The sequence below is a fragment of the Bradyrhizobium sp. UBA2491 genome (genome assembly GCF_002341725.1).
Classification (GTDB): domain Bacteria; phylum Pseudomonadota; class Alphaproteobacteria; order Rhizobiales; family Xanthobacteraceae; genus Bradyrhizobium.
In genome coordinates this window covers 1-23,258 of sequence record NZ_DDOP01000043.1, presented here as the reverse complement: position 1 = coordinate 23,258, position 23,258 = coordinate 1, and the positions used below count along the sequence as shown (strand labels likewise).

Annotated in this window: 27 protein-coding genes; 12 read left to right on the top strand and 15 right to left on the bottom strand. The window is 65.8% G+C overall.

The features are described from left to right. Positions 1-20: 20 nt before the first annotated feature. On the bottom strand, positions 21-296 hold the full coding sequence (locus B2W55_RS14350) for a YiaA/YiaB family inner membrane protein (protein ID WP_021078428.1): 276 nt from the start codon (positions 294-296) through the stop codon (positions 21-23). Positions 297-352: 56 nt separating this feature from the next. Next, the gene (locus tag B2W55_RS14345) at positions 353-1,048 is read right to left on the bottom strand and encodes a PspA/IM30 family protein (protein ID WP_024584866.1); all 696 of its coding nucleotides are present in this window, start codon (positions 1,046-1,048) and stop codon (positions 353-355) included. Positions 1,049-1,160: 112 nt separating this feature from the next. On the opposite strand from B2W55_RS14345, the gene B2W55_RS14340 reads away from it, so the two are divergent. Then, positions 1,161-1,769 carry a TetR/AcrR family transcriptional regulator gene (locus tag B2W55_RS14340; RefSeq protein WP_024584865.1) on the top strand — a complete coding sequence of 203 codons (609 nt, stop codon included), beginning with the start codon at positions 1,161-1,163 and terminating at the stop codon, positions 1,767-1,769. A 320-nt stretch (positions 1,770-2,089) separates the two neighbouring features. Then, positions 2,090-3,208, top strand: a complete 1,119-nt coding sequence (locus B2W55_RS14335) for an acyl-CoA desaturase (protein WP_100555211.1) — start codon at positions 2,090-2,092, stop codon at positions 3,206-3,208. A gap of 45 nt (positions 3,209-3,253) precedes the next feature. Here the strand turns inward: B2W55_RS14335 and B2W55_RS14330 are convergent, their stop codons facing one another. Then, positions 3,254-3,625 carry a cupin domain-containing protein gene (locus B2W55_RS14330; protein WP_024584863.1) on the bottom strand — a complete coding sequence of 124 codons (372 nt, stop codon included), beginning with the start codon at positions 3,623-3,625 and terminating at the stop codon, positions 3,254-3,256. A gap of 312 nt (positions 3,626-3,937) precedes the next feature. Here B2W55_RS14330 and B2W55_RS14325 point away from each other — a divergent pair, with 312 nt between their 5' ends. Beyond that, positions 3,938-4,222 (top strand): hypothetical protein, encoded by a 285-nt coding sequence (locus B2W55_RS14325; protein ID WP_029880194.1) that lies wholly within the window; start codon positions 3,938-3,940, stop codon positions 4,220-4,222. A 175-nt stretch (positions 4,223-4,397) separates the two neighbouring features. Here B2W55_RS14325 and B2W55_RS14320 read toward each other — a convergent pair whose 3' ends face one another. The 4 genes from B2W55_RS14320 to B2W55_RS14305 all read right to left on the bottom strand — a co-directional run bounded on the left by B2W55_RS14320 (position 4,398) and on the right by B2W55_RS14305 (position 8,185). Continuing rightward, positions 4,398-5,228: a molybdenum storage protein subunit alpha gene (locus B2W55_RS14320; RefSeq protein ID WP_024584861.1), complete on the bottom strand. Its 831-nt coding sequence runs from the start codon at positions 5,226-5,228 to the stop codon at positions 4,398-4,400. A gap of 13 nt (positions 5,229-5,241) precedes the next feature. After that, positions 5,242-6,054 carry a uridine kinase gene (locus B2W55_RS14315; protein ID WP_024584860.1) on the bottom strand — a complete coding sequence of 271 codons (813 nt, stop codon included), beginning with the start codon at positions 6,052-6,054 and terminating at the stop codon, positions 5,242-5,244. A gap of 167 nt (positions 6,055-6,221) precedes the next feature. After that, a complete protein-coding gene (locus tag B2W55_RS14310; protein WP_024584859.1) occupies positions 6,222-7,526 on the bottom strand; it encodes a sensor histidine kinase in 1,305 nt (434 codons plus the stop codon). Next, positions 7,523-8,185, bottom strand: a complete 663-nt coding sequence (locus B2W55_RS14305) for a response regulator transcription factor (protein ID WP_024584858.1) — start codon at positions 8,183-8,185, stop codon at positions 7,523-7,525. Before B2W55_RS14305 ends, B2W55_RS14310 begins: the two co-directional genes overlap by 4 nt. Positions 8,186-8,444: 259 nt before the next feature. On the opposite strand from B2W55_RS14305, the gene B2W55_RS14300 reads away from it, so the two are divergent. Genes B2W55_RS14300 through B2W55_RS14290 form a run of 3 tightly spaced genes read left to right on the top strand, consistent with a single transcriptional unit; the run spans position 8,445 to position 10,466 of the window. Next, positions 8,445-9,200 carry a membrane protein gene (locus B2W55_RS14300; protein WP_024584857.1) on the top strand — a complete coding sequence of 252 codons (756 nt, stop codon included), beginning with the start codon at positions 8,445-8,447 and terminating at the stop codon, positions 9,198-9,200. A gap of 55 nt (positions 9,201-9,255) precedes the next feature. Next, complete coding sequence (locus B2W55_RS14295) at positions 9,256-9,651, top strand: hypothetical protein (RefSeq protein ID WP_029880190.1); 396 nt, start codon at positions 9,256-9,258, stop codon at positions 9,649-9,651. A 47-nt stretch (positions 9,652-9,698) separates the two neighbouring features. After that, entirely contained in the window at positions 9,699-10,466 is a 768-nt protein-coding gene (locus B2W55_RS14290) for a membrane protein (protein WP_024584855.1), read from the top strand. Between the two features lie 63 nt (positions 10,467-10,529). On the opposite strand, the gene B2W55_RS14285 is transcribed toward B2W55_RS14290, so the two are convergent. The 5 genes from B2W55_RS14285 to B2W55_RS14265 all read right to left on the bottom strand — a co-directional run bounded on the left by B2W55_RS14285 (position 10,530) and on the right by B2W55_RS14265 (position 16,294). Beyond that, positions 10,530-12,605: a pyridoxamine 5'-phosphate oxidase family protein gene (locus B2W55_RS14285; RefSeq protein ID WP_024584854.1), complete on the bottom strand. Its 2,076-nt coding sequence runs from the start codon at positions 12,603-12,605 to the stop codon at positions 10,530-10,532. Between the two features lie 60 nt (positions 12,606-12,665). Then, positions 12,666-13,283 carry a glutathione S-transferase family protein gene (locus B2W55_RS14280; protein ID WP_024584853.1) on the bottom strand — a complete coding sequence of 206 codons (618 nt, stop codon included), beginning with the start codon at positions 13,281-13,283 and terminating at the stop codon, positions 12,666-12,668. Positions 13,284-13,413: 130 nt separating this feature from the next. Next, complete coding sequence (locus tag B2W55_RS14275; RefSeq protein WP_024584852.1) at positions 13,414-13,827, bottom strand: Rieske (2Fe-2S) protein; 414 nt, start codon at positions 13,825-13,827, stop codon at positions 13,414-13,416. A 221-nt stretch (positions 13,828-14,048) separates the two neighbouring features. Beyond that, positions 14,049-15,161, bottom strand: a complete 1,113-nt coding sequence (locus B2W55_RS14270; protein WP_024584851.1) for an amidohydrolase family protein — start codon at positions 15,159-15,161, stop codon at positions 14,049-14,051. 68 nt (positions 15,162-15,229) lie between these two features. Continuing rightward, positions 15,230-16,294: an amidohydrolase family protein gene (locus tag B2W55_RS14265; protein WP_024584850.1), complete on the bottom strand. Its 1,065-nt coding sequence runs from the start codon at positions 16,292-16,294 to the stop codon at positions 15,230-15,232. Between the two features lie 248 nt (positions 16,295-16,542). On the opposite strand from B2W55_RS14265, the gene B2W55_RS14260 reads away from it, so the two are divergent. Then, a complete protein-coding gene (locus B2W55_RS14260; RefSeq protein ID WP_024584849.1) occupies positions 16,543-17,022 on the top strand; it encodes a hypothetical protein in 480 nt (159 codons plus the stop codon). Here the strand turns inward: B2W55_RS14260 and B2W55_RS14255 are convergent. Further along, positions 17,019-17,744 (bottom strand): DJ-1/PfpI family protein, encoded by a 726-nt coding sequence (locus tag B2W55_RS14255; RefSeq protein WP_024584848.1) that lies wholly within the window; start codon positions 17,742-17,744, stop codon positions 17,019-17,021. The two genes, B2W55_RS14260 and B2W55_RS14255, sit on opposite strands and share 4 nt — an antisense overlap. A gap of 53 nt (positions 17,745-17,797) precedes the next feature. On the opposite strand from B2W55_RS14255, the gene B2W55_RS14250 reads away from it, so the two are divergent. Continuing rightward, entirely contained in the window at positions 17,798-18,793 is a 996-nt protein-coding gene (locus B2W55_RS14250) for a GlxA family transcriptional regulator (RefSeq protein WP_029880187.1), read from the top strand. 114 nt (positions 18,794-18,907) lie between these two features. Then, positions 18,908-19,462, top strand: a complete 555-nt coding sequence (locus B2W55_RS14245; RefSeq protein ID WP_024584846.1) for a sugar O-acetyltransferase — start codon at positions 18,908-18,910, stop codon at positions 19,460-19,462. Positions 19,463-19,508: 46 nt separating this feature from the next. Here B2W55_RS14245 and B2W55_RS14240 read toward each other — a convergent pair whose 3' ends face one another. Continuing rightward, positions 19,509-20,057, bottom strand: coding sequence for a carboxymuconolactone decarboxylase family protein (locus B2W55_RS14240; RefSeq protein ID WP_024584845.1), 549 nt, complete (start codon positions 20,055-20,057; stop codon positions 19,509-19,511). 158 nt (positions 20,058-20,215) lie between these two features. Beyond that, entirely contained in the window at positions 20,216-21,154 is a 939-nt protein-coding gene (locus tag B2W55_RS14235) for a LysR family transcriptional regulator (RefSeq protein ID WP_371412484.1), read from the bottom strand. A 117-nt stretch (positions 21,155-21,271) separates the two neighbouring features. On the opposite strand from B2W55_RS14235, the gene B2W55_RS14230 reads away from it, so the two are divergent. The 3 genes from B2W55_RS14230 (at position 21,272) to rnk (ending at position 23,068) form a co-directional block, all read left to right on the top strand. Next, a complete protein-coding gene (locus B2W55_RS14230) occupies positions 21,272-21,838 on the top strand; it encodes a chromate transporter (protein ID WP_024584843.1) in 567 nt (188 codons plus the stop codon). Next, positions 21,835-22,365, top strand: coding sequence for a chromate transporter (locus B2W55_RS14225; protein WP_024584842.1), 531 nt, complete (start codon positions 21,835-21,837; stop codon positions 22,363-22,365). Before B2W55_RS14230 ends, B2W55_RS14225 begins: the two co-directional genes overlap by 4 nt. Positions 22,366-22,648: 283 nt before the next feature. Further along, positions 22,649-23,068, top strand: a complete 420-nt coding sequence (rnk, locus tag B2W55_RS14220; RefSeq protein WP_024584841.1) for a nucleoside diphosphate kinase regulator — start codon at positions 22,649-22,651, stop codon at positions 23,066-23,068. The last annotated feature ends 190 nt before the right edge of the window (positions 23,069-23,258 follow it).

The following is a 23,258-nucleotide window of genomic DNA, read 5'->3' as shown; positions in this document are numbered from 1 at the left end:
TATCGTTTTGCGCTGCCTGCTCAGGCCGCCTTCGAGACTTCCATCAGCAGCCGCTCGGCCTTGGCGTCCTCGATGCGGTTGACGAACTTGCCGCTCTCGTAATTGTCGCGGATCGTCTTGGTCAGCGTGACGCAGGTCTGCACCAGCATCACGATGCCCATCGTGAGATAACCCTTCATCCAGAGGTCGATCGGCAGGAAGAACACGCCGACGGCGACGAGGAAGGCGGAGGCTGCAAAGGACGCGTAAGTGAAGGTCACCCAGCCGCTGCTGTGGGGTTGAATGGTCTGGTTCATGGTCGTCTCCTTGATGTTGCGAGGTTTGAAGCTGGTTCAGTTGCGGATTTGAGAATTCAGGCAGCAGGCGGGCGCTTGGCCTTCAGCCGCGCCAGCACGTCGTCGGCGGTCGATTTCATGCGCGGGCCAAAGCCCTGCTCGGCGAGCCGTTCGGCGACGACGAGCGGACCCGAGGCGGTGTCGATCTCGAACAGGGCCTCGTCGGCCGCCTGGGCCTCCATCTGCCGCTCGCGCAGCCGCTTCAGCGTCGCCTCCGCTTCGGGCAGCGTCGATTCATAGGGCCGCGCCGCCTCGATGCCAGTGCGGCGCAGCGAGCGCACCGCCTCCGAGGCACGGGCCAGGCGCCGGCCGCGATCGAGTTCGGCGATGCGCGCCTCGGCGCTGGCAACGTGGCGCTTCAGCCGGGTGATCTCCGAGGCGAACAGCGTGCGCGCGGTCATCGCGGCATCGCGCTCGGCTTCGAGATTGGCGATCGCCTGCGCGGCTTCGCGGGCGAGGTCCTCCCGGCCGCCGTCGAGCGCCGCCGACGCGCGGACCTCGAGATCGGCAATCCGGGCGTGGGCGGCCTCGAGCCGCCGGCCCTCCTGCTGGTCGCCGGCAATCGCCAGCGCCAGGGTCCGCTTCGAGCGGTCGACGGCGGCGGCCGCGTCGCGCATCTGCTGATCGAGGATGACCAGCGCGGTCCGGTCTTGCAGTTCCTCTTCAGCCACCGCGACGGTGCCGCGGAAAAGGGTCAAAACAGTTTTGAACATTTGGTCGCTCCCTGCTATGAGCATCGCTCATGAAACTCTTGTACCACACAATGAGCGATGCTCAAGAATTATTTGAGCGTCGCTCACGTCTGTGGTTAACGGCGGGTGAAACATGTCCAAGGCATTGGAACGACGTGCAAAACTGCGCGAAGCGCTGATCGAGGCGGCGGAACGGGCGATTGCGGCAAAGGGTCTCGGCGGGCTGAAAACCCGCGAACTGGCCCAGGAAATCGGCGTCGCCAATGGCGGCGTCTACAATCTGGTCGAGGATGTCGACGAGCTGATCCTGCGAGTCGGCTCGCGCACCCTGGCCCGGCTGGACGCCTCGCTGTCGCTGGCCGAGATCGGCGGCGCGGCGGCGCCGCGCGAGATGCTGGTGCGGGTCGCGGTCGCCTATTGCGACTTCGCCGCCGAAAATCTCGAACTGTGGCGCGCCCTGTTCGAGCATCGCATGCAGCCCGGCAAGCCGGTGCCGGAATGGGCGATCACCGAGCAGATGGAATTATTCCGCCACATCTACAAGCCGCTCGCCGCGCTGTTTCCGCAGCGCTCGCCGGCACAACTCGGCGTCACCGCGCGCAGCCTGTTCTCCGCCGTGCATGGCATGGTCGCGCTCGGGCTCGAGCACAAGCTGATCGCAGTGCCGATCGGCGCGCTACGCAGCGAGATCTCGACATTGACGCGCGCGATGGTCGACGGGCTGACGGCCAAGAAGGAGTAGCGCCCTCGATATGCCCAATGTGTGGTCAGGTAGATGGCTTGCAGGCCGCCGGACTGGCAAATCCGTGGCCCAAAATCCGTGCGGGCAAGCTGCGGTAATCTGCGCCATGTCGCTTTGACCACGGATGTACTAGCAGAGCCCCAGATTTTCGCGCCCCCGCGACTGCTCGACCGGCGCGGGGTCTCTTTGTCACACCACGCGCAATGTCCGCCGAAACCGCGACGTGAAGCGTCCGCCGGCGAGACGTGCCGCACATTGCAGCAATCGAGGTCACGAGCTTGTCCACCCATATCGATCCGGAGCCGCACCACGACGACATCATGTACCCGCAAGTGCTGCCGTTTGTGCTGGTCCACGTCGGGTGTCTGGCGGCGATCTGGTCGGGCATCTCATGGCAGGCCATCGCAATTTGCATCGCGCTGTATTGGCTGCGCATGTTCGCGATCACCGCCGGATATCATCGGTACTTCTCGCACCGCGCTTACGCGACGAGCCGGGTGTTTCAATTCATCCTCGCATTCCTTGCCCAAAGCAGCGCGCAGAAAAGCGTGCTGTGGTGGGCGGCGAAACATCGACATCACCACCTTCATTCCGATACCGAGCATGACGTGCATTCACCCCTGCACAAGGGCCTCGTGTACAGTCATCTCGGCTGGATCTTTTACCGGCAGCACGACGCGACCGATCTGACGAAAGTTTCCGACCTTGCCGCCTATCCCGAGTTGCGGTGGCTGCACAAATTCGAGGTCTTCCCGGCGGTCGTGGTCGCAGGTTTGTGTTTCCTCGTGGCCGGCTGGCCGGGCCTGCTGGTCGGCTTCTTCTGGAGCACCGTGCTGGTCTATCACGCGACGTTCTGCATCAACTCGCTGGCACATGTTCACGGACGCCAGCGGTATGTGACGGGCGATGGCTCCCGCAACAATTGGCTGCTGGCTCTCCTGACCATGGGTGAGGGTTGGCACAACAATCACCACGCCTACCAAAGCAGTGCGCGGCAAGGCTTCCGCTGGTGGGAGATCGACGCGACCTACTATGTTCTGGTGGCGCTGTCCTGGCTCGGCATCGTCTGGGATCTGAAGGCGCCGCCTGCGGCGGTCCTCCGCAACGAACAGCGCCTGGGATCACGCGTGATCAAGCGAACGGCCGAACAGCTCGCGGGCCGCTTCAATCCCGAATCCATAGCGCTGGCCATCAGATCGTCCGTGCATGAAACGGGCATGTCGGTACGGGAAGCGCTCTTCCTGTTGCAGCATCGTGCCGACCTGCACTTGCCCAGCATGCCGACGCGCGACCAGTTGCTGGCCGAAGCCCAAACCATGTTCGCGAAGACGCCATCGCTGGACGACATCGTCGACCGCGCACATGAACTGCTGGTGGAATCGGTGTGCTTTCTTCTGGCGATTCCGCCCCAGCCCGCTGTCGTACGCCCGAAAGCCTGAGCGCGAGAAAAAACCAGAAGCATCGCGGCCGGATCACCCGTGCCGTCACGGCTCCATCGTGTAGGCGCGCCCGGGTTCGAGCGCGTAGATGGTCAGGAAGCGCAGCGGCCGCTCCGGGTCACAATTGCGAAACAACGTGTGCGGCAGGTCGGCGCGATCCTGCAACGTCTCGCCTGCCCGATACTGCCGCGGCGCTTCATCGCCATAGGCCGACTCCGCGACGCCCTCGACGATGAAGATCACGCCGCCGACCGGATGCCGGTGCAGCGGCGCCACCCCGCCGGGCGGATAGGTCACCTCGGCAACGACGAGCTCGCGGTCATCGCCGGGCAGCATCAGGCGCTCGAGCGTCCTGCGCGTGACACCGGCAAAGCCGGCCTGTTGTACGCTCGCCCGACCGTCATTGCTTTCAACCATTGGCATCCCTTTCCCGTCACGCTGTCCGGATCGGATCGCGGTCGAATGACTATGGGAATGCCCTTTCCGGGCAACAAGATGTCGGAACGCCGCCTCGACGCACCAATTGGCGGCCAACACAGATCGGCCGAAGTCCTTGCCTAGCCTGCGCCCGCGTTGCAGGATTCTCGCGCAAGCAAACCTTCGGTCGGTGTAATCATGAGAACGGCTATCTTGACGGCGCGGTTGACCGGGGTCGCGGCCCTGGCGCTCATCTTGACAGCATCGGGCGTAATGCCGGCGTCTGCGGCGCAGCCCGTGTCCGAATGTTCGATGTCGGTGACATTGGCGGATTGGGGCGAGAACTCGACCGGCGATATCGACGTCGCATCCGGCGAGAGCTGCCAGATCCCGATCGGAATCCGCGGCACGGTGACGGATTCATCGATCTCGCAGAAGCCGGCCTACGGCAAGCTGAAGAAGGTCAACCCGTCGACCTTCGAGTACAAGGCGAAGGCCAAGTACAAGGGCAGCGATACGTTTGCCATCAAGGCAACCGGTCAGGGGCCGAAGGCATCCGGCACCTCGGTCATCACCGTACACGCGACCATCAAGTAATCGCTCTGGCGCGCATTGCACTCCCTCGCCCCGTTCTTATGGGGTGAGGGGCTGCTTCCGCAGATGCCGGCAACAGTTGAACTCGCGGAGACTCCCCCTCACCCGACATTCGCGTCCCGCGAATTTCGACCTCTCCCCGCAAGCGGGGCGAGGTGAAGCGGAGTCCGCGGCGCCGTCAGGCCGGGCGTGCGCCGGTGCGGATGATCGAACCGACATGCTGACCGCGCAGCGCCGCGGTGAGCCGGCCGGGAACGAGGCCATTCACCACCTGCACGCGCTCGATGTGCCTGGCGTTCGCCATCACTTCGAGCAACGCGGGATCGAACGGCAGCGTGCCCTTCAGCTTGGCGAGGTCGGCGAGGCTGGCCTCGCGCAGCAACTGCGCCTTCTTGCCATCGGGGCCGTTCGGATCGTCGGTGTACACACCGTCGACGTCTTCCACGATGGTCAGGCCGGCCGCGCCGAGCGCATCGGCGATCAGGAACGCACCGGTGTCGGCGCGGTGGAACGGGATGCGCGAGACCGGGAATTCATGATGGTGATAGGGCGGAAACGCGCTGCCGACGACCGCGCGGGACGCCGACAGATGGATCGCGAGCTGGCTCGCGATGGTCGGATGCTCGATGTAGGAGACACCCTCGGGCGCGAGCAGGCAGCCGAGGATGTGGCCGTTCTGGCCGGCTTCGCTGGCGGCGAGCGGTGCCAGCGAGCCGACCGGCAGTCCGAGGTCGAGGCCGACGCTGTAGAGATGCCTGGCGCGGATGCCGGCGCCGGTCAGGATCAGCAGGCGATGCTCCGGCAACAGCGAGCGCAGCTCGTCGACGATCGGCAGGATCGCCTCATGCCCGCGATCCATGATCGAGCGGCCGCCGATCTTCACCACCTGCACCCAGGGCAGCAGCGGGATCGGACGCCCGCCGGCGACCGGACGGGTGAGATCGTTGTCGAGCAGGGTCTGGCGCGCGAGCGGCGAGGCGACGTGCTTGATCTTCGTGGTGTCATCCATGGCGATGATCCCTTCAGCTCGCGGTGATGATGGTGCCGACATGCTCGCCCGCCAGCGCGCGGGTGAGATTGCCGGGGACGAGACCGTTGACGACCTGCACCTGACGGACATGGCGCGCGGTGGCGAGCAGATCGAGCACCGGGAATTCCAGGATCGAATCCTGCAAGCCCTTGGCCTTCATCTCGGCGACCGAAATCTTCGGGATGAAGGTGGCGCCCTTCGAGGTCTTCGGGTTCGCGCTGTAGAGGCCGTTCTCGTCCTTGACGTAGATCATCGCCTTGCAGCCGAACTGCTCGGCGACCAGGAAGCAGCCGGCATCGGTGCGATAGGGCGGGATCATGCCCTCGGCGGCCGGCCGCATCCACAGGCCGTAAGGCGGCATGCCGCTGAAGATCACGGCATTCACCTCGGCGAGATAGAGCGGCACCGCCGAAAGTCCGGCGCCGCTGACCGCGGAGATGCCGTGCTTGGCCAGCAGTTGACCCAGCATCACGGCGTTCTGATCGGCCACCGAGGCGCCGAGCTGCGACAGCACGCCGGCCGGCAGCCGGAGCCCGGCCGCGATCGAATAGAGATGCCGGGCGCGGGTGCCGGCACCGGTTCCGATCAGCATCTTGTGCGCCTTGCGGGCGGCGACGATCTCGTCGACCAGCGGATAGACGGCGGCGCGGCCGCGGTCGATCACGCTCTGCCCGCCGATCTTGATCACGGTTGCGTCCGGCAGGATCCGGAAGTCGGACGCCGCGTCCGCCTTCGCCAAAAGCTGCGGATCGGTCAGCGAACGCTGCATCAGGAGCGCTTCGAGCTCCGTCGTCGTGTCTGCCATGAGAAACGTCCTTTCTCCAATGCTGGCACAGTTTCCGAGGGACCCGCGATCCGAGCCGGTCGCCACCGGCGGTCCCGCCGGGCCCTGCATTTCTCTGCTAGCGATAGTCCGGGAGGGTCTCAAGTTGCAATGGCAATGATGCCGCGCGCCACGTCCCCGGCTGATTTTCAGCCATTCACAGCAGGCAGCCTGACAATGACGCGCAGGCCCGTGCGTTCAGCCCCCGTCACATTCTCGAACTGGATCGAGCCGCCGCAGCGATCGACGATCCGTTTCACGATCGAAAGCCCGAGCCCAGCGCCGTCGCCGCTCGGCTGGCTGCCGCGGAAGAACGGCTCGCCGATCCGGTTCAGATCCCGCGGCGCAATGCCCGTGCCGGAGTCCTCGATCTGGATGACGGCCATGCCCGCCTCGCGATAGATGCCGAGGTCGACGCTGCCGCCCTCGGGCGTAAACTTGACGGCGTTCTCGACCAGGTTTCGCAGCACCGAGATCAGCGATAATTGATCGCCATTGACCGCAACCGTTTCGACCATCGTGAAGCCGAGATCGATGTTGCGCGCCGCCGCCTCGGGCAGCAGATCGGCGACGACGCCCTTTGCGATCCTGTCGAGCTCGGTCACTTCACCGGCAGCAGGGCTCACGGCGTCCTGGCGCGCCAGGGCCAGGAGCTGTTCGAGCAGATGCCTGCTCCGCTGCATGCCGCTTCTGAGCACATCGAGCCGCTCACGGGTCTCGGCCGGCATCTCGAGGGAAGCGAGATTTTCCGCTTGCAGGCTGAGCGCCGTGATCGGGGTGCGAAGCTCGTGCGACGCATCGGCGATGAAGCGCCGTTGCTGATCCATCATGCCGCGCATGCGTTCCAGCAGGGCATTGATCGAACCGAGAAACGGCTGCAAATCGCTGGGGGCGCCGGTCGCCTTCAACGCGCTGACGTCGTCCGCGCGCCGCGCGTCGAGATCATCGGCCAGGCGCAACATCGGCCGGAACGAGCGCGCGATCACGAGCGCAGTCACCAGCAACAGGCACGGCACCAGGGCCGCGATCGGCAACAGGGTCCGCAGCGCCATATCGCCGGCAATCTCGGTGCGGATCTCCGTCCGTTGCATCACCGCGAAGCGGCTATCGTCCGGGCGCGTGCGAACCAGCACGCGCGCCGGCTGGCCCTGATAGACGGCATTGTGCAATCCGTCCTTCAGTCCCCACAGCCGGCGGTCTTCGGCTGGCCCACGCGGCGCGGCGCCGAGCTCAACGACCGCGACTTCGGATTCGGTATCGACGCCGGTGACGGGCCGGCTTTCCCTGATCGAGGCACTCAGCGCGAAGCTCGCGATCTGGATCAGGACCGAGTCCTGCATCTCGATGGCTTCGCTGTAGGCCCAGCGATAGGCCAGCGTTCCGCCGACGGCGCCGGTCAACAGGATGATCGCGGTCAGCCCGGCGAACAGGCGTCCGCGCAACGATCTCATCATCTCGAACGGTCCACCATCCAGCCGACGCCGCGCACGTTCCTGATCGCTGACGCGCCGAGTTTTCTGCGCACCGCGTGGATCAGGAATTCGACCGCGTTGCTCTCGACCTCCTCGCTCCAGCCGTAGATCTGGCGTTCGAGCTCGGCTCGCGACAGGATGGTCCCCGGCCGGTTCAACAACGCCTGAAGCAGCGCGAATTCGCGCGCGCTGAGGACGGCCCTTTCTCCACCGAACGTGGCTTCCCGCGTCGCCGGGTCGAGGTGAAGCTCGCCATTGGTCAGGACCGGCGGCGCTCCGCTGCCCTCGCGCCGCAGCACCGCGCGCATGCGCGCCAGCAACTCGGCGACCTCGAACGGCTTGACCAGATAATCATCCGCTCCGAGATCGAGCCCCCGGATCCGATCGCTCAACGCATCGCGCGCGGTCAAGATGATCACGGGAAGGCGTGTGGAGTCCGTCCGGATCGTCTTGAGCACGTCGAGGCCATCCGTCACCGGAAGTCCGAGGTCGAGCAGCGCGATGTCGTAGGTCTCGCTGCGGCTGGCCTCGACGGCGAGGTCGCCATCGCGGACCCAGTCGACCGCATAGGCGGCATCCCTCAGCGCCTCGACGACGGCGGCGCCGATCATCCTGTCGTCCTCCACCAAGAGCACGCGCATCGTCTCGTCACCATCCTGACCCGCGCCGGGCACCCCGGCGAACCTGCATCGCGTCCGCCTACCCGCGACGCCGCGCGACCATATCAGCTTCGACTTAGCCGCGACTTAGGGCTTTCGGCGTCCAAACGGGGGCGGCGCCGCCGGCCTAAGCCGGGCCTAAGTCTCGCGGTGCAGGCTCCCGATCGAACCCGGCGGAACCGCCGACCTCATCAAAGCGGAGTTTTGCATCGTGCAGGATATCAGGCGCACCGGCCGCAGCATGCTGAACAAGGTCCCCGAAGTCACCCTCGTGTTCTGGCTGATCAAGATCATGTCGACCACGGTCGGCGAGACCGGTGCCGATTATCTCGCCGTCCATGTCGGTCTTGGAACGACCGTTACCGGCCTGCTGATGACCACGCTGCTCGCGGCTGCGCTGGCAATCCAGCTGCGGATGGACCGCTACGTGCCGTGGATCTACTGGCTGACGGTCGTGCTGGTCAGCATCGTCGGGACACAGATCACCGATGCGCTGACCGACAAGCTCGAGATCAGCCTCTACATCAGCACGGCGCTGTTCGCGATCGCGCTGGCGGCGACCTTCGCGATCTGGTTCGCGGTCGAACGGACGCTGTCGATCCACAGCATCGTGACCACGCGGCGCGAACTGTTCTATTGGGCGGCGATCCTGTTCACCTTCGCGCTCGGCACCGCCGCCGGCGATCTCGCCACCGAAGCGCTCGGCCTCGGCTTCAACGTCGGCGTCGTGGTCTTCATGGCGCTGATCGCAGGCGTCGCCGCGGCCTACGCGCTCGGCGCCAACGAGGTTCTCGCGTTCTGGATCGCCTACATCCTGACCCGACCGCTCGGCGCCTCGTTCGGTGACATGCTGTCCCAGTCCCGGGACTATGGCGGCCTCGGCTTCGGCACGATCTACACCAGCCTCGCCTTCCTCGCCGTGATCATCGCGCTGGTCGGCTGGCTGTCGTTCGAGGGCGACAGTGGCCGAAACCCCGAAACTTCGCCCGGCGCATGAATTCGCCGTGCGTCCGCGAGGACACCGGTCGAAGCAACCCAACAGGAGAACCACAATGAACAGAACGATACTCGCACTTGCCGCAATCCACGCTCTCGTGGTGGCGTCACCATTTCCACATACGAACGGCAGCCTGACGTTGCTGCCGCGCGCGCAAGCGGCCACCTCGAAGCTCGGCGATTTGACGCCGTTCCGCAGCATCGCCGCCGATGTCGCTGACATGGTCGACAAGAACGACCTCCCCGGCGCCAAGACGCGGATCAAGGATCTCGAGACCAAATGGGACGAGGCGGAGGCCGGATTGAAGCCGCGCGCGGCCGCGGATTGGCACACGGTCGACAAGGCGATCGATCGCGCGCTCGCGGCGGTCCGCGAGACCAATCCGGATGCCACCAAGTGCAAGAAGGCGCTCGCCGAGCTGCTGTCGATCATGGACTCGATGAAGGGCTGATCGCCTCGTCCATCATTTCGACCATCCGCTTCTCGGAGTATCAATCCATGGAACTGCTGCACGACACCGCCGCGGACGAGCGCGCGGGCAAGGTCCCCGCCGTTACGCTCGGCTTCTGGGTCATCAAGATTCTCGCCACGACGCTCGGCGAGACCGGCGGCGACGCCGTCACAATGTCGATGAATCTCGGTTATCTGGTCGGCACCGCGATATTCGCGGTGATCTTCGCGATCGCCGTCGCGGCACAGATGGCGGCGCGGCGCTTTCATCCATTCCTCTACTGGACCGTGATCATCGCGACCACGACCGTCGGCACGACCTTCGCCGATTTCGTCGACCGCTCGCTCGGGATCGGATATCTCGGCGGCTCGTCGCTGCTCGCCGCACTGCTCGTGGCGTCGCTCGCCGCCTGGCATCGCACGCTCGGAACGGTGTCGATCGCATCGATCGACAACAAGGCTGCCGAAACATTCTACTGGATCACGATCCTGTTCTCGCAAACCCTTGGAACCGCGCTCGGCGACTGGATGGCCGATTCCACCGGCCTCGGCTATGGCGGCGGCGCCATCGTATTCGCCGCCGGCATCGCCATCGTCGCCGCCGCCTATCTCTGGACCAGGGTGTCGCGCACGGTGCTGTTCTGGATCGCGTTCGTCCTGACCAGGCCGCTCGGCGCCACCGTCGGCGATTTCCTCGACAAGCCGCTCGATCACGGCGGCCTCGCGCTCAGCCGCTACACGGCTTCCATTGCCCTCGCTGTTGCGATCGCGGCGATCGTCTTCATCCTGCCGCAGCGGGCCGGGAAGCACGCATGAAGAATAAACCTCCCTCGCGCGGAACGGCGCGACCAGATACCCGTCGTCGAGCGGGGCGGCCGGTCAGAGATCGAGCTGGAGCCGGTTATCACCTTCCGCTTCCGGCTTCGCCGGCACCGCACAGCAGATCAGCACCTCGTCATCGGCAACTTCGGCAGTCGGCTGCTTCAGATAGGTCACCGCGCCTGCCAGCAATCTGGTTCGGCAGCTGCCGCAATTGCCCTCGCGGCAACTGAATGCGGGGCTGAGACCACGCGCTTCCGCGAGTTCGAGCAACGTTCCGGATTGCGGTGTCCAACGTGCTTCCTTCATCGATGCGGCGAAGGTCACCGCAACCGGCGCGGTCGCGGGCGGCAGACGCGGCGGCGGCGCCGCGGCGACGTCGGGCTTCCGCACCAGCGACGACGGACCAAACGCTTCCGCGTGAATCCTGCCGTCGGCGACGTTGTAGCCGCGCAGCCCATCATAGAGCGATTGGGTGAATTGCGGCGGCCCGCACAGATAGAAGTCGTAGTCGTTGAACGGCAGCACGCGCGACAGCAGCGCCATGTCGATCCGCCCCGCGGCGTCGTAGTCAATGTCCTGCCCGGCGCCCTCGACGTCGCTGAGCACGCGGGTGATGCGAACCGCGCCGCCGGCGGCGGCAGCCAGTTGCCGCAGTTCGGCATCGAACGCGCGGTCAGGTTTGGCATGGGCGGCCTGGAACAGGAATGTCGGCCGGATGCCGCGGGTGCGCAGCCCTTCATAGACCACGTGACGCAGCATCGCGAGCATCGGCGTGATCCCGACGCCGCCGGCGAGCAGCACCGCCGGCCGCTTCTCGCGCGCGTCGATCGTGAAGCTGCCCGCCGGCGCGCGGGCTTCGATGATGTCGCCGATATGGATATTGTCGTGGAGATGGCGGGAGACCAGGCCGTCGCGCTTCACGCTGATGCGATACATGCCGTCCGACGGCGCCACCGACAGCGTATAGGTGCGGATCACGGGCTTGTCCGCCCCCGGAAGCGACACGCGGATCGGCAGATGCTGTCCCGCCTGATGCGGAAGCAGCCCCGCGCCGTCCTCCGGTTGCAGATGAAACGAGCGGATCGAGCGGCTCTCGTCGACGATCTCGGTGACCTTGAACGGGCGCCACTGCGTTGCAAGCGCGCTTGCGCGGATGCGGTCCGCAGCCTGCGTCCAGTCACCGGTCATCAGCGCATTCGGCGACCAGCCCTCGGCCCGGAACGCCCAGCGCAGCGGCAGCGCGCCACGGCGCCGCACCACGCGGCGGGCGCGGAAGCTCCACAGCCGTTCGGCCCCCTGGAACGCCGCGATCTCCGGCGAGTCCAGGATCACCTCGGCATCGCCGGTCAGTTGCAGCAGGTCACCGGTCTCGAAATCGACGAACGCCAGCCCGGCCTTGCCGTTGAGGAGCATGTTGCCGAGCGTGTTGAAGAACAGGTTGCCGGCGAAGTCCGGAACGGTCAGCGTGCCGTCGGCAGCGACGCGCACGAAGCCCGCTCTGCCGCCGCGATGCGAGACGTCGACCTGGCGGCGATCCTCGCGCTCGGCATAGGTCGCCACGAAGAACGTATCCGCCGCCGCAATCATATCGCGCGCGGCCTGATCGAGCGTCGCGCTGGCTTCGATCTCTCCCGTGAACGGCTGATCCGGCTCGCGGACGAGAACGAAATCGCGGAGCTGGATGTATTGCGGACAGTTGCCGAAGCTCTGATCAAGCTCGAAGCTGAGCGCCTTGCCTGATGCCGCACGCAGCAGCCCGTTGGCGCGGTTGCGGCGCCGCGTGTGCAACTCGATGCCAAGCAACGCGATGGCATCGCCCTCGCGCATGCCCTCGCTGACCGGATCGCTGGCGTCAGGCCGCGCGTCGATCTCGAGGCTGCGCGGTGTCGGCGAGGCGATGAAGCCGGGCCGGCCGGCCAGCAGCGAAGCCCATGCATCGCCGCTGCGGTCCACGCTGCCGACGACGATGAAGGGAATTTGCGCGAAGAAGTCGCGGTGCTGGTCGGGCATGAAGTCGCGCACCGCGCGCTGGCCGACCGCTGCCATCTTCTCGGCAACGCCGGCCCGCTGCTGCATCGCCGTCTCGCCGGCATGCCAGACGTCCAGCTTGCTCTTGCTTCGCCTGTCGCTCATCGCCTCGCCCTCCTCATCGGGGCTTGGGTGGGCGCGCCCGAAGGCACGCCCGTCAGCACGTTACGCCGCCGCCCTCAGGCCGGCGGCAGTCCTGGCGAAAGGCACGAAGCCCGGCAGCGCCTCGATCCGGCGCAGGAAGGCGTCGACGCGCGGATAGGCGGAGAGATCGACATTGCCCTCGGGCGCGCTCGACAGATAGCTGTAGAGCGCGACGTCGGCGATCGTCGGCCCCGCGCCGACCAGCCAGTCGCGATCGGCAAGATGCGCCTCCAGCCGCTTCAGCAGGACATGCGCCCGCGCGATGACATCGTCCGGATTGTGCTTGGCGCCGAACACGGTGATGAGCCGCGCCGCCGCGGGACCATAGGCGAGCTCGCCGGCGGCGACCGACAGCCAGCGCTGCACGGCGGCGGCCCCCTTGGCATCCCGTGGCAACCAATCGGTGCGACCGAGCTTGGTGGCGAGATAGACCAGGATCGCATTCGAATCGGCAATGATGGTGCCGTCATCGTCCAGCACCGGCACCTGGCCGAACGGATTGAGCGCGAGGAATTCCGCCGTCTTGTGTGCGCCGGACCTGAGATCGACCTCGACCAGCTCGTGCGGAACCCCGAGCAGGGACAAAAACAGACGCGCGCGATGCGCGTGGCCCGAAAGAGGGAAGTGATAGAGCTTCATGGTGCCGTTCCTGATGTCGTGCGCGGGGTCATTCCCGCCCGCGACCTCAAGGTGGCGTATTGCAACAGGTATTATAATTGCCTAGTTTGGAACTTCATTGTTGCAATAATCGCAATTAATGGATTGGCGGCTAAACCTCGACGATCACGTAATTGTCCTCGATGTGCACCGGGAACGTCTCGGCGACATACGGCCCCTTCTGCAACTCGGCTCCGCTCTCGACCGCGACCGGATAGGAGCGGATCCTGAACCGCTTGGGGTCGAACCAGGACTGGCCGTTGCGGATGTCGAATTCCCAGCCGTGCCATGGACAGCGCAGCATCTCGCCGACACGGTCGCGCTGATAGATGCCGGGCTCCGGCGAGGTCAGGCGCGCGACGCAGGCTGCCTTCTCCAGCGGCGCACCTTCATGCGGGCAGCGATTGAGCAGCGCGAAGAACTCGCCATTGACGTGGAACACGACGATGTCGCGGCCCTCGAGGCCGAACACCTTGTTGCCGCCGGCCGGAATCTCACTGGTGCGCGCGACGATGTGACGGGTCATCCTGATCCTAGCATTTTACGGCAACGGCGGTGCGCTCCCTCGCCCCGTTCTTACGGGGAGAGGGTTGGGGTGAGGGGCTGTCTCCGCGCATCCGATGACAGCTGAGCTTGCGGAGCGTCCCCCTCACCCGGAACGCATCCAATGATGCGTTCCGACCTCTCCCCGCACGCGGGGCGAGGTGAAGTGAAGCCCGCGGCTGAATCGGAAACCACGCCATCTTGCTAGAACTTGTAAACCGCGCGGGCATTGCCGTTGAAGATCTTGCGCCGCTCGGCCTCGGTCAGCGGCGTCTTGAAGGCGTAGCGGGCGTCGTCATAGTCCCAGTGCGGATAATCCGACGAGAACAGCAGCCGGTCGATGCCGACCCATTCGATCAGTTGGCGCAGATGCTTCGCCTCATCCGGCTCGTCGATCGGCTGGGTGGTGAACCAGAAATTCTGCTTCACATAATCGCTCGGCCGGCGCTTCAGATGCGGCACCTCGCTGCGGAAGCGCTCGAAGTGCTGGTCCATCCGCCACATCGTCGCGGGGATCCAGCCGAAGCCGCCCTCGATGAACACGATCTTCAGTTTCGGGAAGCGCTCCGGCACGCCTTCCAGCACCAGGCTCGTGAGGTTCGAGGCCACCGTGTGCGCGTTCGACTGGTGCTCCTCGCAATAATAGGACGGCCAGCCGCCGCCGGTCGGCGCGTGCCCGCCATAGCCGCCGACATGGATGCCGAGCGGCAGGTCGAGCGCCTGCGCGCGCTCGTAGATCGGCCAGTAGCGGCGGCGGCCGAGCGGCTCGTTGGCGCGCGGCGAGACGTTGATCTGGATGTATTCGCCTGATTTGGCGCAACGCTCGATCTCGGCAAGGCCGAGGTCGGAGCCGTCCTGCCCGACCAGGATCGAGGCCTTCAACCTGGGATCGCGATGCGCCCAGAACGCGAGCTGCCAGTCGTTGATGGCGCGCTGGATCGCGGCGCCGAATTCCAGGTTCTGCTGCGAGAAGATGAAGAGGTCGAGCACCTGCAAAATGCCGAACTCGACATCGAACGGATCGAGATGCTGCTTGCGCATGAAGTCGAGATCGGAGCCCGGCACGCCGCCGGTCGGCGGCCACGCATCGCGCCGCGCGATCAAGGGCGAGGAGCGCGGATACGGCGTGGTGCCGATATAGGGCGTGCGCAGATGGCTGCCATATTCCTTGAGATGCTGCTGCCAGCGCTTCGGCAGGAACGCGTTGAGGTCGCTATGCGCATGGATGCTCGGATGGATGTCGCAGTCGATGATCCTGAGCCGCGCCGCAGCGGTCGTCTCCTGGTCGAGCATCGGGCGGTCGATGACGTCACTCATGCGATCCTCCTTGTTATCTGGCGCATGATCTCTTCGGAAAACCGGTTCTCACTTTTCCGGATCATGCGCTACGAATTCAGCTTGAGGCGCGGAAAGGTTTCCAGCGGGTTGTCCTCGCTCATCCGCTTGACGAGATCGTCAGGCAGATGCGGCGGGATCGGATCGTCACCGTCGAACTGCCAGTGCGGATAGTCGGACGCGAACAGGAACATCTTGTCGGAGCCGATCTGGTCGATGATGTCGGCAACGCCGGTTGCATCCGTCGGCGCGTCGAACGGCTGCATGGTGACGCGGAAATGGTCGCGGATGATCGCGGCCGGCTCGCGCTCCACCCAGGGCACCTCGACGCGCACGCCGCGCCAGGTCTTGTTGGCGCGCCACATGAAGGCCGGCAGCCAGCTGACGCCCGACTCCATCAGCACCACGGTCAATCCGGGATACTTCCCGAACACGCCCTCATAGATCAGGCTCAGCGTCTGCGCCTGGAACGCCTGCGCCTCGGCCAGATAATATTCGTAGCGGTAGGACGGCCAGCCGATCGAGCTCGGCGCGCCGCGATAGGCGCTGCCGGCGTGGATCGCGATCGGCAGCCTGTATTTCTCGGCGGCCTGGTAGATCGGCCAGTAATGACGCCGCCCGAGCAGCGTCTCGTTCTGCGACGGCACCAGCACCGAGACGAACCGATGGTCGCCGGCGCGGCGCTCGATCTCCTCGACCGCGAGATCCGGTGCCTGGATCGGCACCACGATCGAGGCGCGCAGCCGTTTGTCCTTGGCGAGCCATTCGGCCGCGATCCAGTCGTTGATCGCGCGGCAGAAGTCCGCCGCCATGTAGGAATCGAACACCGCCTGCGCGCCATAGACGACATTGCAGATCGCGTGGCTGGCGCCAAGCTGGTCGAACGCGCCGCGCTGCACCATGGCAAGATCGCTGCCCGGCTTGCTGCCGTCTGCCGGCCGCCAGTCGGCGCGGCCGGACAGCGGCATCGACGGCGGGTAGGAATTGAGGTCGAGCCCGTCGATGGCGCGGCTGACCACCTGTTCCTTCCAGTGATCGCTCAGATAGGGCAGCAGCGTGGTGCGCGTTCCTCCCACCGCGGGATGGATGTCGCAGTCGATGCGCGTGGCCGCCATAGCGCTCCTCGAGTTCAGTTCCTCGAACTGTCTTGGTCTTCTTTGTTGGCGGCTTCGCCACCGCAGTCCAGACTGTGACGCCGATGGCGCGATCGTGCAAGCGGGTGGACGCGGGTCCGCCCTGCCCTCTGCGCACAGCGCCGCCTCACGCGAAGTTGCGGGACGGCATGTGAAGGGTGTCACCCATCCGGACCGCGGGACGTGCTAGCGATTTCGCGCTGCGGAAAGCGCACTGACAGGAGACTGCAATGAGACTGGGCCGACTGACGATCCTCGCGTGTTCATTGTCGCTGGCCGCATCGGCCGCATCGGCCGCGCCCGCAACCACGTCCGGCTCGGTCGCGCTGGCGCTCGTGGGCGTGGTGGCGCCCTATTCGCCGCTGCCGGACGCGGAGAAGAAGGCGGTCGCCGCCTTCTTCAACGGCGACGGCAATGTCTCCTATGCGAAGCCGATCACCGTCACCGCCGACAAGGTGGTCTGTCGCGCCAGCAATGTCGACATCACCTCGCGCTCCTGCGAGCTGACATTCGGCGGGCGCAGCCACACCGTGAAGGGGCGCGAAGCCAATGCGATCTTTGCCACCATCGCGCTCGCCGGCGTCCCCGGCGACGGCGCCGCCGGCACGATCTACGAGGCGCTGTCGAAACTGTCCTGCACGCTCGATCCTGCCGTCATCGAGGACAAGGCCGGCGGCGGCGCCAACTGCAACTTCGAGCCGGGCAATTAGCCTGTCGTCTCAATCTCCGGCACGACGACGCCCAACCGGGCCGCCACGCGGCGCGCGGTCGCTTCGCGCTGCGCCGTGATCGCGCGCGTCGCCTGCCGTGTTTGTTGCAGGATCTCGGGCGGCGCGGTCTCCGGCGTGCCACTGTCGAACGGCGGCTCCGGCGCATAGGCCATGTAGAGCTGGATCGCCCGTGCCGCGTCGTCGCCGCGCAGTTCGGCGGCGAGCCGCAACGCCCCGTCGATCCCTGCGGTGACGCCGGCGGCAAAGACGTAGCTTCCGTCGACGACCACGCGCTCATTCACGGGGGTAGCGCCGAAATACGGCAGCAGATGGAACGACGCCCAATGCGTCGTCGCCCGGCGTCCCTTCAGCAGGCCGGCCGCGCCACACAGCAACGCGCCGGTGCAGACCGAGAAGATGCTGCAAGCCCCCGCCGCCTGCTGACGGATCCAGCCGAGCACTTCGGCGTCCTCCATCAAGGCTTCCTGGCCGAAGCCACCCGGCACATGCAGCACATCGAGCGGCGGCGCCTCGGCCAGCGTGGCATCCGGCGTCAGCCGCAAGCCCTTGAGGTCGCGCACCGGCTCCATGGTCTTGGCATAGATGCGGTAGGTCGAATTCGGAATCCGCGACAGCACTTCGAAAGGACCGGTCAAGTCGATTTGATCGACGTCTTCGAACAGCAGCGATCCGATCCGCAACTGGACATCATGGGCAATCATCTGGCTCTCCTTGCACTATGGACAAAGCAAACCTAGCGCGGCACGTTTCGGCGATGACGCCAAAGCCCCCACATTCTCCGCCAAACGACAAGCGCGCGATCGAAGTGCTGGCCTATCCGGCGGTGCAACTGCTCGACGTCACCGGGCCATTGCAGGTGTTCGCTTCCGCCAACGCGCTGACGGCCAAGGCTGGCAACGCCGAGCCCTATGACGTCCGCGTCGTCGCCAAGGACGGCCCGACGGTCGAGGCATCTGCCGGCGTTGGAATAGCGGTGCATCCGTTGCCCGCGATCGGTACCGCGGTCGACACGCTGGTGATTCCCGGCGGCGACGGCGTCAACGCCGCAGCGTCCGATCGCATCCTGGTGGATTGGGTGCGCAAGCGCAGCGGCGATGCCCGCCGCACCGCATCGGTTTGCACCGGCGCGTTCCTGCTCGCCGCGTCAGGCGCGCTCGACGGCCGTCGCGCCGTGACGCATTGGGGATTCTGGGAAGAGCTTGCTGCACGCTATCCCGAGGTCCGTGTCGAGTCCGATCCGATCTTCGTGCGCGACGGAACGTTCTGGACATCGGCCGGCGTCACGTCGGGCATCGATCTCGCTTTGGCGCTGGTGGAGGACGATCTCGGCCGCGCGACAGCGCTTGCCGTCGCCCGCTATCTCGTGGTGTTTCTCAAGCGTCCGGGCGGCCAGGCGCAATTCAGCGAAGTGCTGTCGCTGCAGACCGCCGATGACAGGTTCAGCGCGCTGCATGACTGGATCAGCAACCACCTCGCCGACGACCTCTCGCTGCCGACGCTGGCGAAACAGGCCGGCATGAGCGAGCGCAGTTTCAGCCGGCATTATGCGGATGCGACCGGGTTGACACCGGCACGCGCGATCGAGCGGCTGCGGGTCGAAGGCGCTCGCCACCTGCTGTCGGAGACCCGGTTGCCGATCAAGCGCATCGCGCAACGCTGCGGCTTCGGCTCCGAGGAGACCATGCGCCGCAGCTTCCTGCGATTGCTGGCGACCACCCCGCAGGATTACCGCGCCAGATTTGCCGGCTAGGTTGTGAGCCCATAAGGCGGAAATGACGCGATGCTAGAATGCGGTCCTCCTGCATTGTAGCTTTGCCAATGAAGCAGCGGCGCGAATCGGTTCTGCTGTGCAAGGAAACGGCGAATGTCGCATCAGGATGGTGTCAGGATCGTTCACAGGCGGACGCCAGAATCCGCAGCGATGGTAGCGGAGACCAAGCGGGCAATGGCGATAACGGCGAAGATCAATCGCTTGACGTTCGACGATGCGGACGAAGTCCGGGCCTTGTTCAGTGAGCTCATCGGCAAGCAAGTCGATGATCGCTTCCTATTGATCCCGCCATTCTACGCGACGGGTGGGAACGAAACCCAGGTCGGGCGCAACGTCTTCATCAATCAGAACTGCACACTGTATGACCTCGGTGGAATCACCATAGCCGACGACGTGATGATTGGACCGAACGTGAGCATCATCACGTCAGGCCATCCGCTCGACCCTTCCCAACGCCGGTCCGTTACGGCCAAGCCCATCGTAATTGAGAGGAACGTCTGGATCGCAGCCGGCGCAACGATCATCGGCGGGGTTACCGTCGGCGAGAACTCAGTCGTTGCTGCCGGCTCGGTAGTCACCAAGGACGTGCCCCCGAATACGCTTACGGGAGGTAATCCGGCGCGGGTCATTCGCACGATTAGCGCCTAGTCTGGGCAAGTGCACGCCGACCGATGGCCGACGTGAATATTGATACTCAGCCATTCCAGGCATGCGGCTGCAATCCCGCCTCCAGCGGCGGATTGGTCACACTGCCGGTGTAGTTCGTGATGGTCGATGCCGCCACGATGGTGATCACCTCGAGCAGCAATTCCTTGCTGAACCCGGCCGCCAGGAACTTCTCGGTGTCCTGCTGGTCGAGCCGCCCGCGCTTCTCGATCAGCGTCCTCGCCAGTGTCGAGAGCGCGCCGAGTTGCTTGTTCGCGGGCGAGCGCCCGGCCCGCATCGCCTCGACGTCTTGAGGATCGAGACCGGCCTGCAAGCCGAGCGCGGAATGCAGCGCGACCGCCCAGGTGCTGGCGTTGGTCACCGCGTCGGTGAGCAGCACGGTCTGGATCTGCTGCTCGGAGAAGCTGCCGCCGTGAACCTTGTCGAAGATGTGGAGGAAGCTCTGGATCAGCACCGGCGACGTCGCCATCGCGGCCGCAAGGTTCGGGATCATGCCGAACCGCGCCTCGACCTCGCGCAAGGTCGGCTTCGAGGCTTCGGGTGCGGCGTCGAATGTATGGACAGGAAAACGTGTCATCGGACTGCCTCTCTGCTGTGTTGGATGAACCCGGGGCGGCTTCGGACGCTGAGCCATTGCGATCGGCACGTGAGCAGCCGGGTTCGATGCAGGCTATCTAGCTGCACGCCGACACAAGCGTTCGCCAAACTCCCCACATTCCGCGCCAGCCGGGACGATCAGCTCCGTCGCGCAAGACCTTCGTCACCGCCCGCACGATCCTTCACCCGCCGCGTTACGATGGCGAGCAGGCGGCCGAGCGTGCCGCCGGCCGGGCCCTTCTTGCGCGCCAGCGCGAGCGGCGCGACCAGGCCCGTGGCACGGTCGAGGCGGAGATAGGAGACGCCCGCGGTCTCGAGCCGCGCCATCGATTCCGGCACGATCGAAATCCCGAGCCCCGCGGCGACCAGGCTGAGCGTCGACACCATTCGCGTCGCCTCCTGCGCCACCTTCGGGCTGAAGCCCGCCGCGCGGCAGGCGGCGATGATGCTGTCGTAGAGCCCCGGACCGGTCGGGCGGCGGTAGAGGATCAGCGGCTCGTCGGCGAGCGAGCCCAGCGAAATCCGCCGCCGCGTGTCCTTGCGGGCGCGCGGATGATGGTCGGGCAGCGCGACCAGCATCTCCTCGTCGAGCAGATGGGTGATCGTGAGATTCTCCAGCCGCTCGCTCGGCGAACGCACGAATGCCGCATCGAGCCGGTCGGCCTCGACGGCTTCGATCAGTTCGCCGGTCGAGGCCTCTTCCAGCGACAGCGTGATCGCGGGCGCGCGCTCGCGCATTTCGCGCATCACGCCGGTGACGAAGGGGTGGAAGGCGGCCGAGGAGGTGAAGCCGATCGCAAGCTGGCCTTCCTGGCCACGGCTGGCGCGGCGCGCCGCTTCGACGGCGAGGTCGGTGTCGCGCAGGATCACGCGCGCCTTCTCCACGAAGGCGCGGCCGGCGGCGGTCAGTTCGACCCCGCGCGGTTGCCGGCGAAACAGCGGCGCGCCGATCGCGGCCTCCAGCGCGCGGATCTGCTGGCTCAGCGGCGGTTGCTGGATGCCGAGACGGGCGGCGGCGCGGGTGATATGGCCTTCCTCGGCGACCGCGACGGCATAGCGGAGATGGCGCAGCTCGATCATCACGGCGATCCATATGTAATAGATATGACAATTCCATGATCCATATATTTGATATTTGGAGCATCGCAAACTAGGTTCGAGTCGAACACGACAGGAAACGGAGCCGACGCGCCGATGGATGCAGCCCCTGCCACCCTGACCACCAAGCACGAGGCGCCCGATATCGGCGAACTGTTCACCGGCTTCTTCATCCTCGGATTGACCGGCTTCGGCGGCGTGCTGCCGCTGGCGCGCCACATGATGGTGGAGAAGCGCGGCTGGCTCACCGGCGCCGAGTTCACCGACCTGCTCGGGCTCTGCCAGTTCCTGCCCGGCGGCAACATCATCAACATGTCGGTCGCGGTCGGGCTGAAGTTTCGCGGCATTCCCGGCGCCATCGCCTCGATCCTCGGGCTGATCGCGGTGCCGACCGCCGTCGTGATCGGCCTTGGCATGATCTACGCCCGCTTCGCCGACGACCTGGTGGTGCGCCATCTGTTCGGTGGCCTCGCCGCGGCGGCAGCCGGGCTTTTGATCTCCACCGCGATCAAGATCGCCTGGCCGCTGCGCCGCGATGTGCTCGGCCTGTTCATCGGCGCGCTCTGCGTGCTCGCGATCGCGGTGTTCCGGCTGCCGCTGCTGCCGACGCTGCTGACGCTGGCGCCGCTCAGCATCTTTCTCAGGGCGAGGCAGGCATCATGAGCGCAACCCTCGTCACGCTGGCGCTGATCTTCAGCCAATTGTCGCTGCTGGCCTTTGGCGGCGGCAACACCATCCTGCCGGAGATGCAGCGGCAGGTGGTCGATATCCATCACTGGATGACGGCGCAAGAATTCGGCGCGCTGTTCGCGCTGGCGCAGGCCGCACCCGGGCCGAACATGATGGTGGTGCCGCTGGTCGGCTGGCATGTCGCGGGCTTCTCCGGCGTGCTGGTGACCTCGCTCGCCAAGTTCGGGCCGTCGTCGCTGGTGACAGGCTTTGCGCTGCGGCTGTGGGAGCGCTTCAAGGACCGGCCCTGGCGCAAGACCGTGCAGGCCGGGCTGGTTCCGGTCACCGCCGGCCTCGTCACCGCCAGCGCCATCGTCATCACCCATGCTTCGGCCTCGAGCTGGGGCACGATCCTGATCGCGGCCGGCGTCGCGATCGCCACCACCACGACCCGCATCCATCCGCTGCTCGCACTCGCCGCCGGCGCCGCGCTCGGCCTCACCGGCATCGGCCAGCCCTGACACCGGTTCGGCGATGAGCGCGTGCGCGCTTTCGCCGCAATGGATGCGACGGCACGAGCGGCTATGTTCGTGTTGCCATGATCGACATGCTGAGCATCGACACCCGCATTGCGCGCCTCGGATTGCGCGCCGGACGTCTGCACGCAGGCACTTAGCCGGCCGGCGATCGCGCGCCGTCCGGATTCCCTACCACGTCATCAGAATCATTTCAGTCCGCCGCGTCGCGCGATGCAGTCGCGCGCCGGCGTCGACGCATCTCCGATCAACCGCAAAGTCAGACGACATGACCCAGAGCATTCAGAACAGTTTTTCCGCCGCCACCTTGCCGCCGATCGTGATCGCCGCGAGCGAAGCGCTGCGCCTCAGCGCGCTGGCCGATTCCAGCATGGCGGTGTTTCCCCGCGTGGCCCAGTTCCTCGCCCGCGAGACCGACCGCGCGCGGGTCGTCGCCGACGATTCCGACCTGCACGACGTGGTCCGCATGAACTCGCGCGTGCGCTACCGCGACGACGAGACCGGCGACGTCAGGGAAGTCGTGCTGGTGTATCCGCACGAAGCCGACATCGCGCTCCGCCGCATCTCGGTGCTGACGCCGGTCGGCGCCGCATTGATCGGATTGTCGGTCGGCCAGACGATCGATTTCCAGACCCCGAGCCATCAGACGCGGTCAGTGACGATTCTGGCTGTGACGCATGAGGACTGACGGCGCAGCATCAAAGGACAACCGATATCAAGTTAGGAAGCCACCAGCGGATGGGCTCCCTCCCCCCTTGCGGGGGAGGGTTGGGGAGAGGGGTGCCACACGGCGCACTCTCTCAATATCTCTGCGACACGCGATCGATGTTGCGAAAGTAGCCCGCACATCGATCATCTCGCCCGGGGCCACCCCTCTC

Bases quoted from the DNA above. Each gene is read 5' to 3' on its own strand.
- B2W55_RS14255 (WP_024584848.1), bottom strand. From the start codon at position 17,744: ATGATTGCCCATGATGTCCAGTTGCGGATCGGATCGCTGCTGTTCGAA.
- B2W55_RS14330 (WP_024584863.1), bottom strand. From the start codon at position 3,625: ATGGTTGAAAGCAATGACGGTCGGGCGAGCGTACAACAGGCCGGCTTT.
- B2W55_RS14250 (WP_029880187.1), top strand. From the start codon at position 17,798: ATGACGCCAAAGCCCCCACATTCTCCGCCAAACGACAAGCGCGCGATC.
- B2W55_RS14270 (WP_024584851.1), bottom strand. From the start codon at position 15,161: ATGAGTGACGTCATCGACCGCCCGATGCTCGACCAGGAGACGACCGCT.
- B2W55_RS14325 (WP_029880194.1), top strand. From the start codon at position 3,938: ATGTCGGTGACATTGGCGGATTGGGGCGAGAACTCGACCGGCGATATC.
- B2W55_RS14240 (WP_024584845.1), bottom strand. From the start codon at position 20,057: ATGACACGTTTTCCTGTCCATACATTCGACGCCGCACCCGAAGCCTCG.
- B2W55_RS14245 (WP_024584846.1), top strand. From the start codon at position 18,908: ATGTCGCATCAGGATGGTGTCAGGATCGTTCACAGGCGGACGCCAGAA.
- B2W55_RS14320 (WP_024584861.1), bottom strand. From the start codon at position 5,228: ATGGATGACACCACGAAGATCAAGCACGTCGCCTCGCCGCTCGCGCGC.
- B2W55_RS14280 (WP_024584853.1), bottom strand. From the start codon at position 13,283: ATGAAGCTCTATCACTTCCCTCTTTCGGGCCACGCGCATCGCGCGCGT.
- B2W55_RS14335 (WP_100555211.1), top strand. From the start codon at position 2,090: ATGTACCCGCAAGTGCTGCCGTTTGTGCTGGTCCACGTCGGGTGTCTG.
- B2W55_RS14275 (WP_024584852.1), bottom strand. From the start codon at position 13,827: ATGACCCGTCACATCGTCGCGCGCACCAGTGAGATTCCGGCCGGCGGC.
- B2W55_RS14265 (WP_024584850.1), bottom strand. From the start codon at position 16,294: ATGGCGGCCACGCGCATCGACTGCGACATCCATCCCGCGGTGGGAGGA.
- B2W55_RS14340 (WP_024584865.1), top strand. From the start codon at position 1,161: ATGTCCAAGGCATTGGAACGACGTGCAAAACTGCGCGAAGCGCTGATC.
- B2W55_RS14230 (WP_024584843.1), top strand. From the start codon at position 21,272: ATGGATGCAGCCCCTGCCACCCTGACCACCAAGCACGAGGCGCCCGAT.
- rnk (WP_024584841.1), top strand. From the start codon at position 22,649: ATGACCCAGAGCATTCAGAACAGTTTTTCCGCCGCCACCTTGCCGCCG.
- B2W55_RS14350 (WP_021078428.1), bottom strand. From the start codon at position 296: ATGAACCAGACCATTCAACCCCACAGCAGCGGCTGGGTGACCTTCACT.
- B2W55_RS14295 (WP_029880190.1), top strand. From the start codon at position 9,256: ATGAACAGAACGATACTCGCACTTGCCGCAATCCACGCTCTCGTGGTG.
- B2W55_RS14285 (WP_024584854.1), bottom strand. From the start codon at position 12,605: ATGAGCGACAGGCGAAGCAAGAGCAAGCTGGACGTCTGGCATGCCGGC.
- B2W55_RS14315 (WP_024584860.1), bottom strand. From the start codon at position 6,054: ATGGCAGACACGACGACGGAGCTCGAAGCGCTCCTGATGCAGCGTTCG.
- B2W55_RS14310 (WP_024584859.1), bottom strand. From the start codon at position 7,526: ATGATGAGATCGTTGCGCGGACGCCTGTTCGCCGGGCTGACCGCGATC.
- B2W55_RS14290 (WP_024584855.1), top strand. From the start codon at position 9,699: ATGGAACTGCTGCACGACACCGCCGCGGACGAGCGCGCGGGCAAGGTC.
- B2W55_RS14300 (WP_024584857.1), top strand. From the start codon at position 8,445: ATGCTGAACAAGGTCCCCGAAGTCACCCTCGTGTTCTGGCTGATCAAG.
- B2W55_RS14260 (WP_024584849.1), top strand. From the start codon at position 16,543: ATGAGACTGGGCCGACTGACGATCCTCGCGTGTTCATTGTCGCTGGCC.
- B2W55_RS14225 (WP_024584842.1), top strand. From the start codon at position 21,835: ATGAGCGCAACCCTCGTCACGCTGGCGCTGATCTTCAGCCAATTGTCG.
- B2W55_RS14345 (WP_024584866.1), bottom strand. From the start codon at position 1,048: ATGTTCAAAACTGTTTTGACCCTTTTCCGCGGCACCGTCGCGGTGGCT.
- B2W55_RS14305 (WP_024584858.1), bottom strand. From the start codon at position 8,185: ATGCGCGTGCTCTTGGTGGAGGACGACAGGATGATCGGCGCCGCCGTC.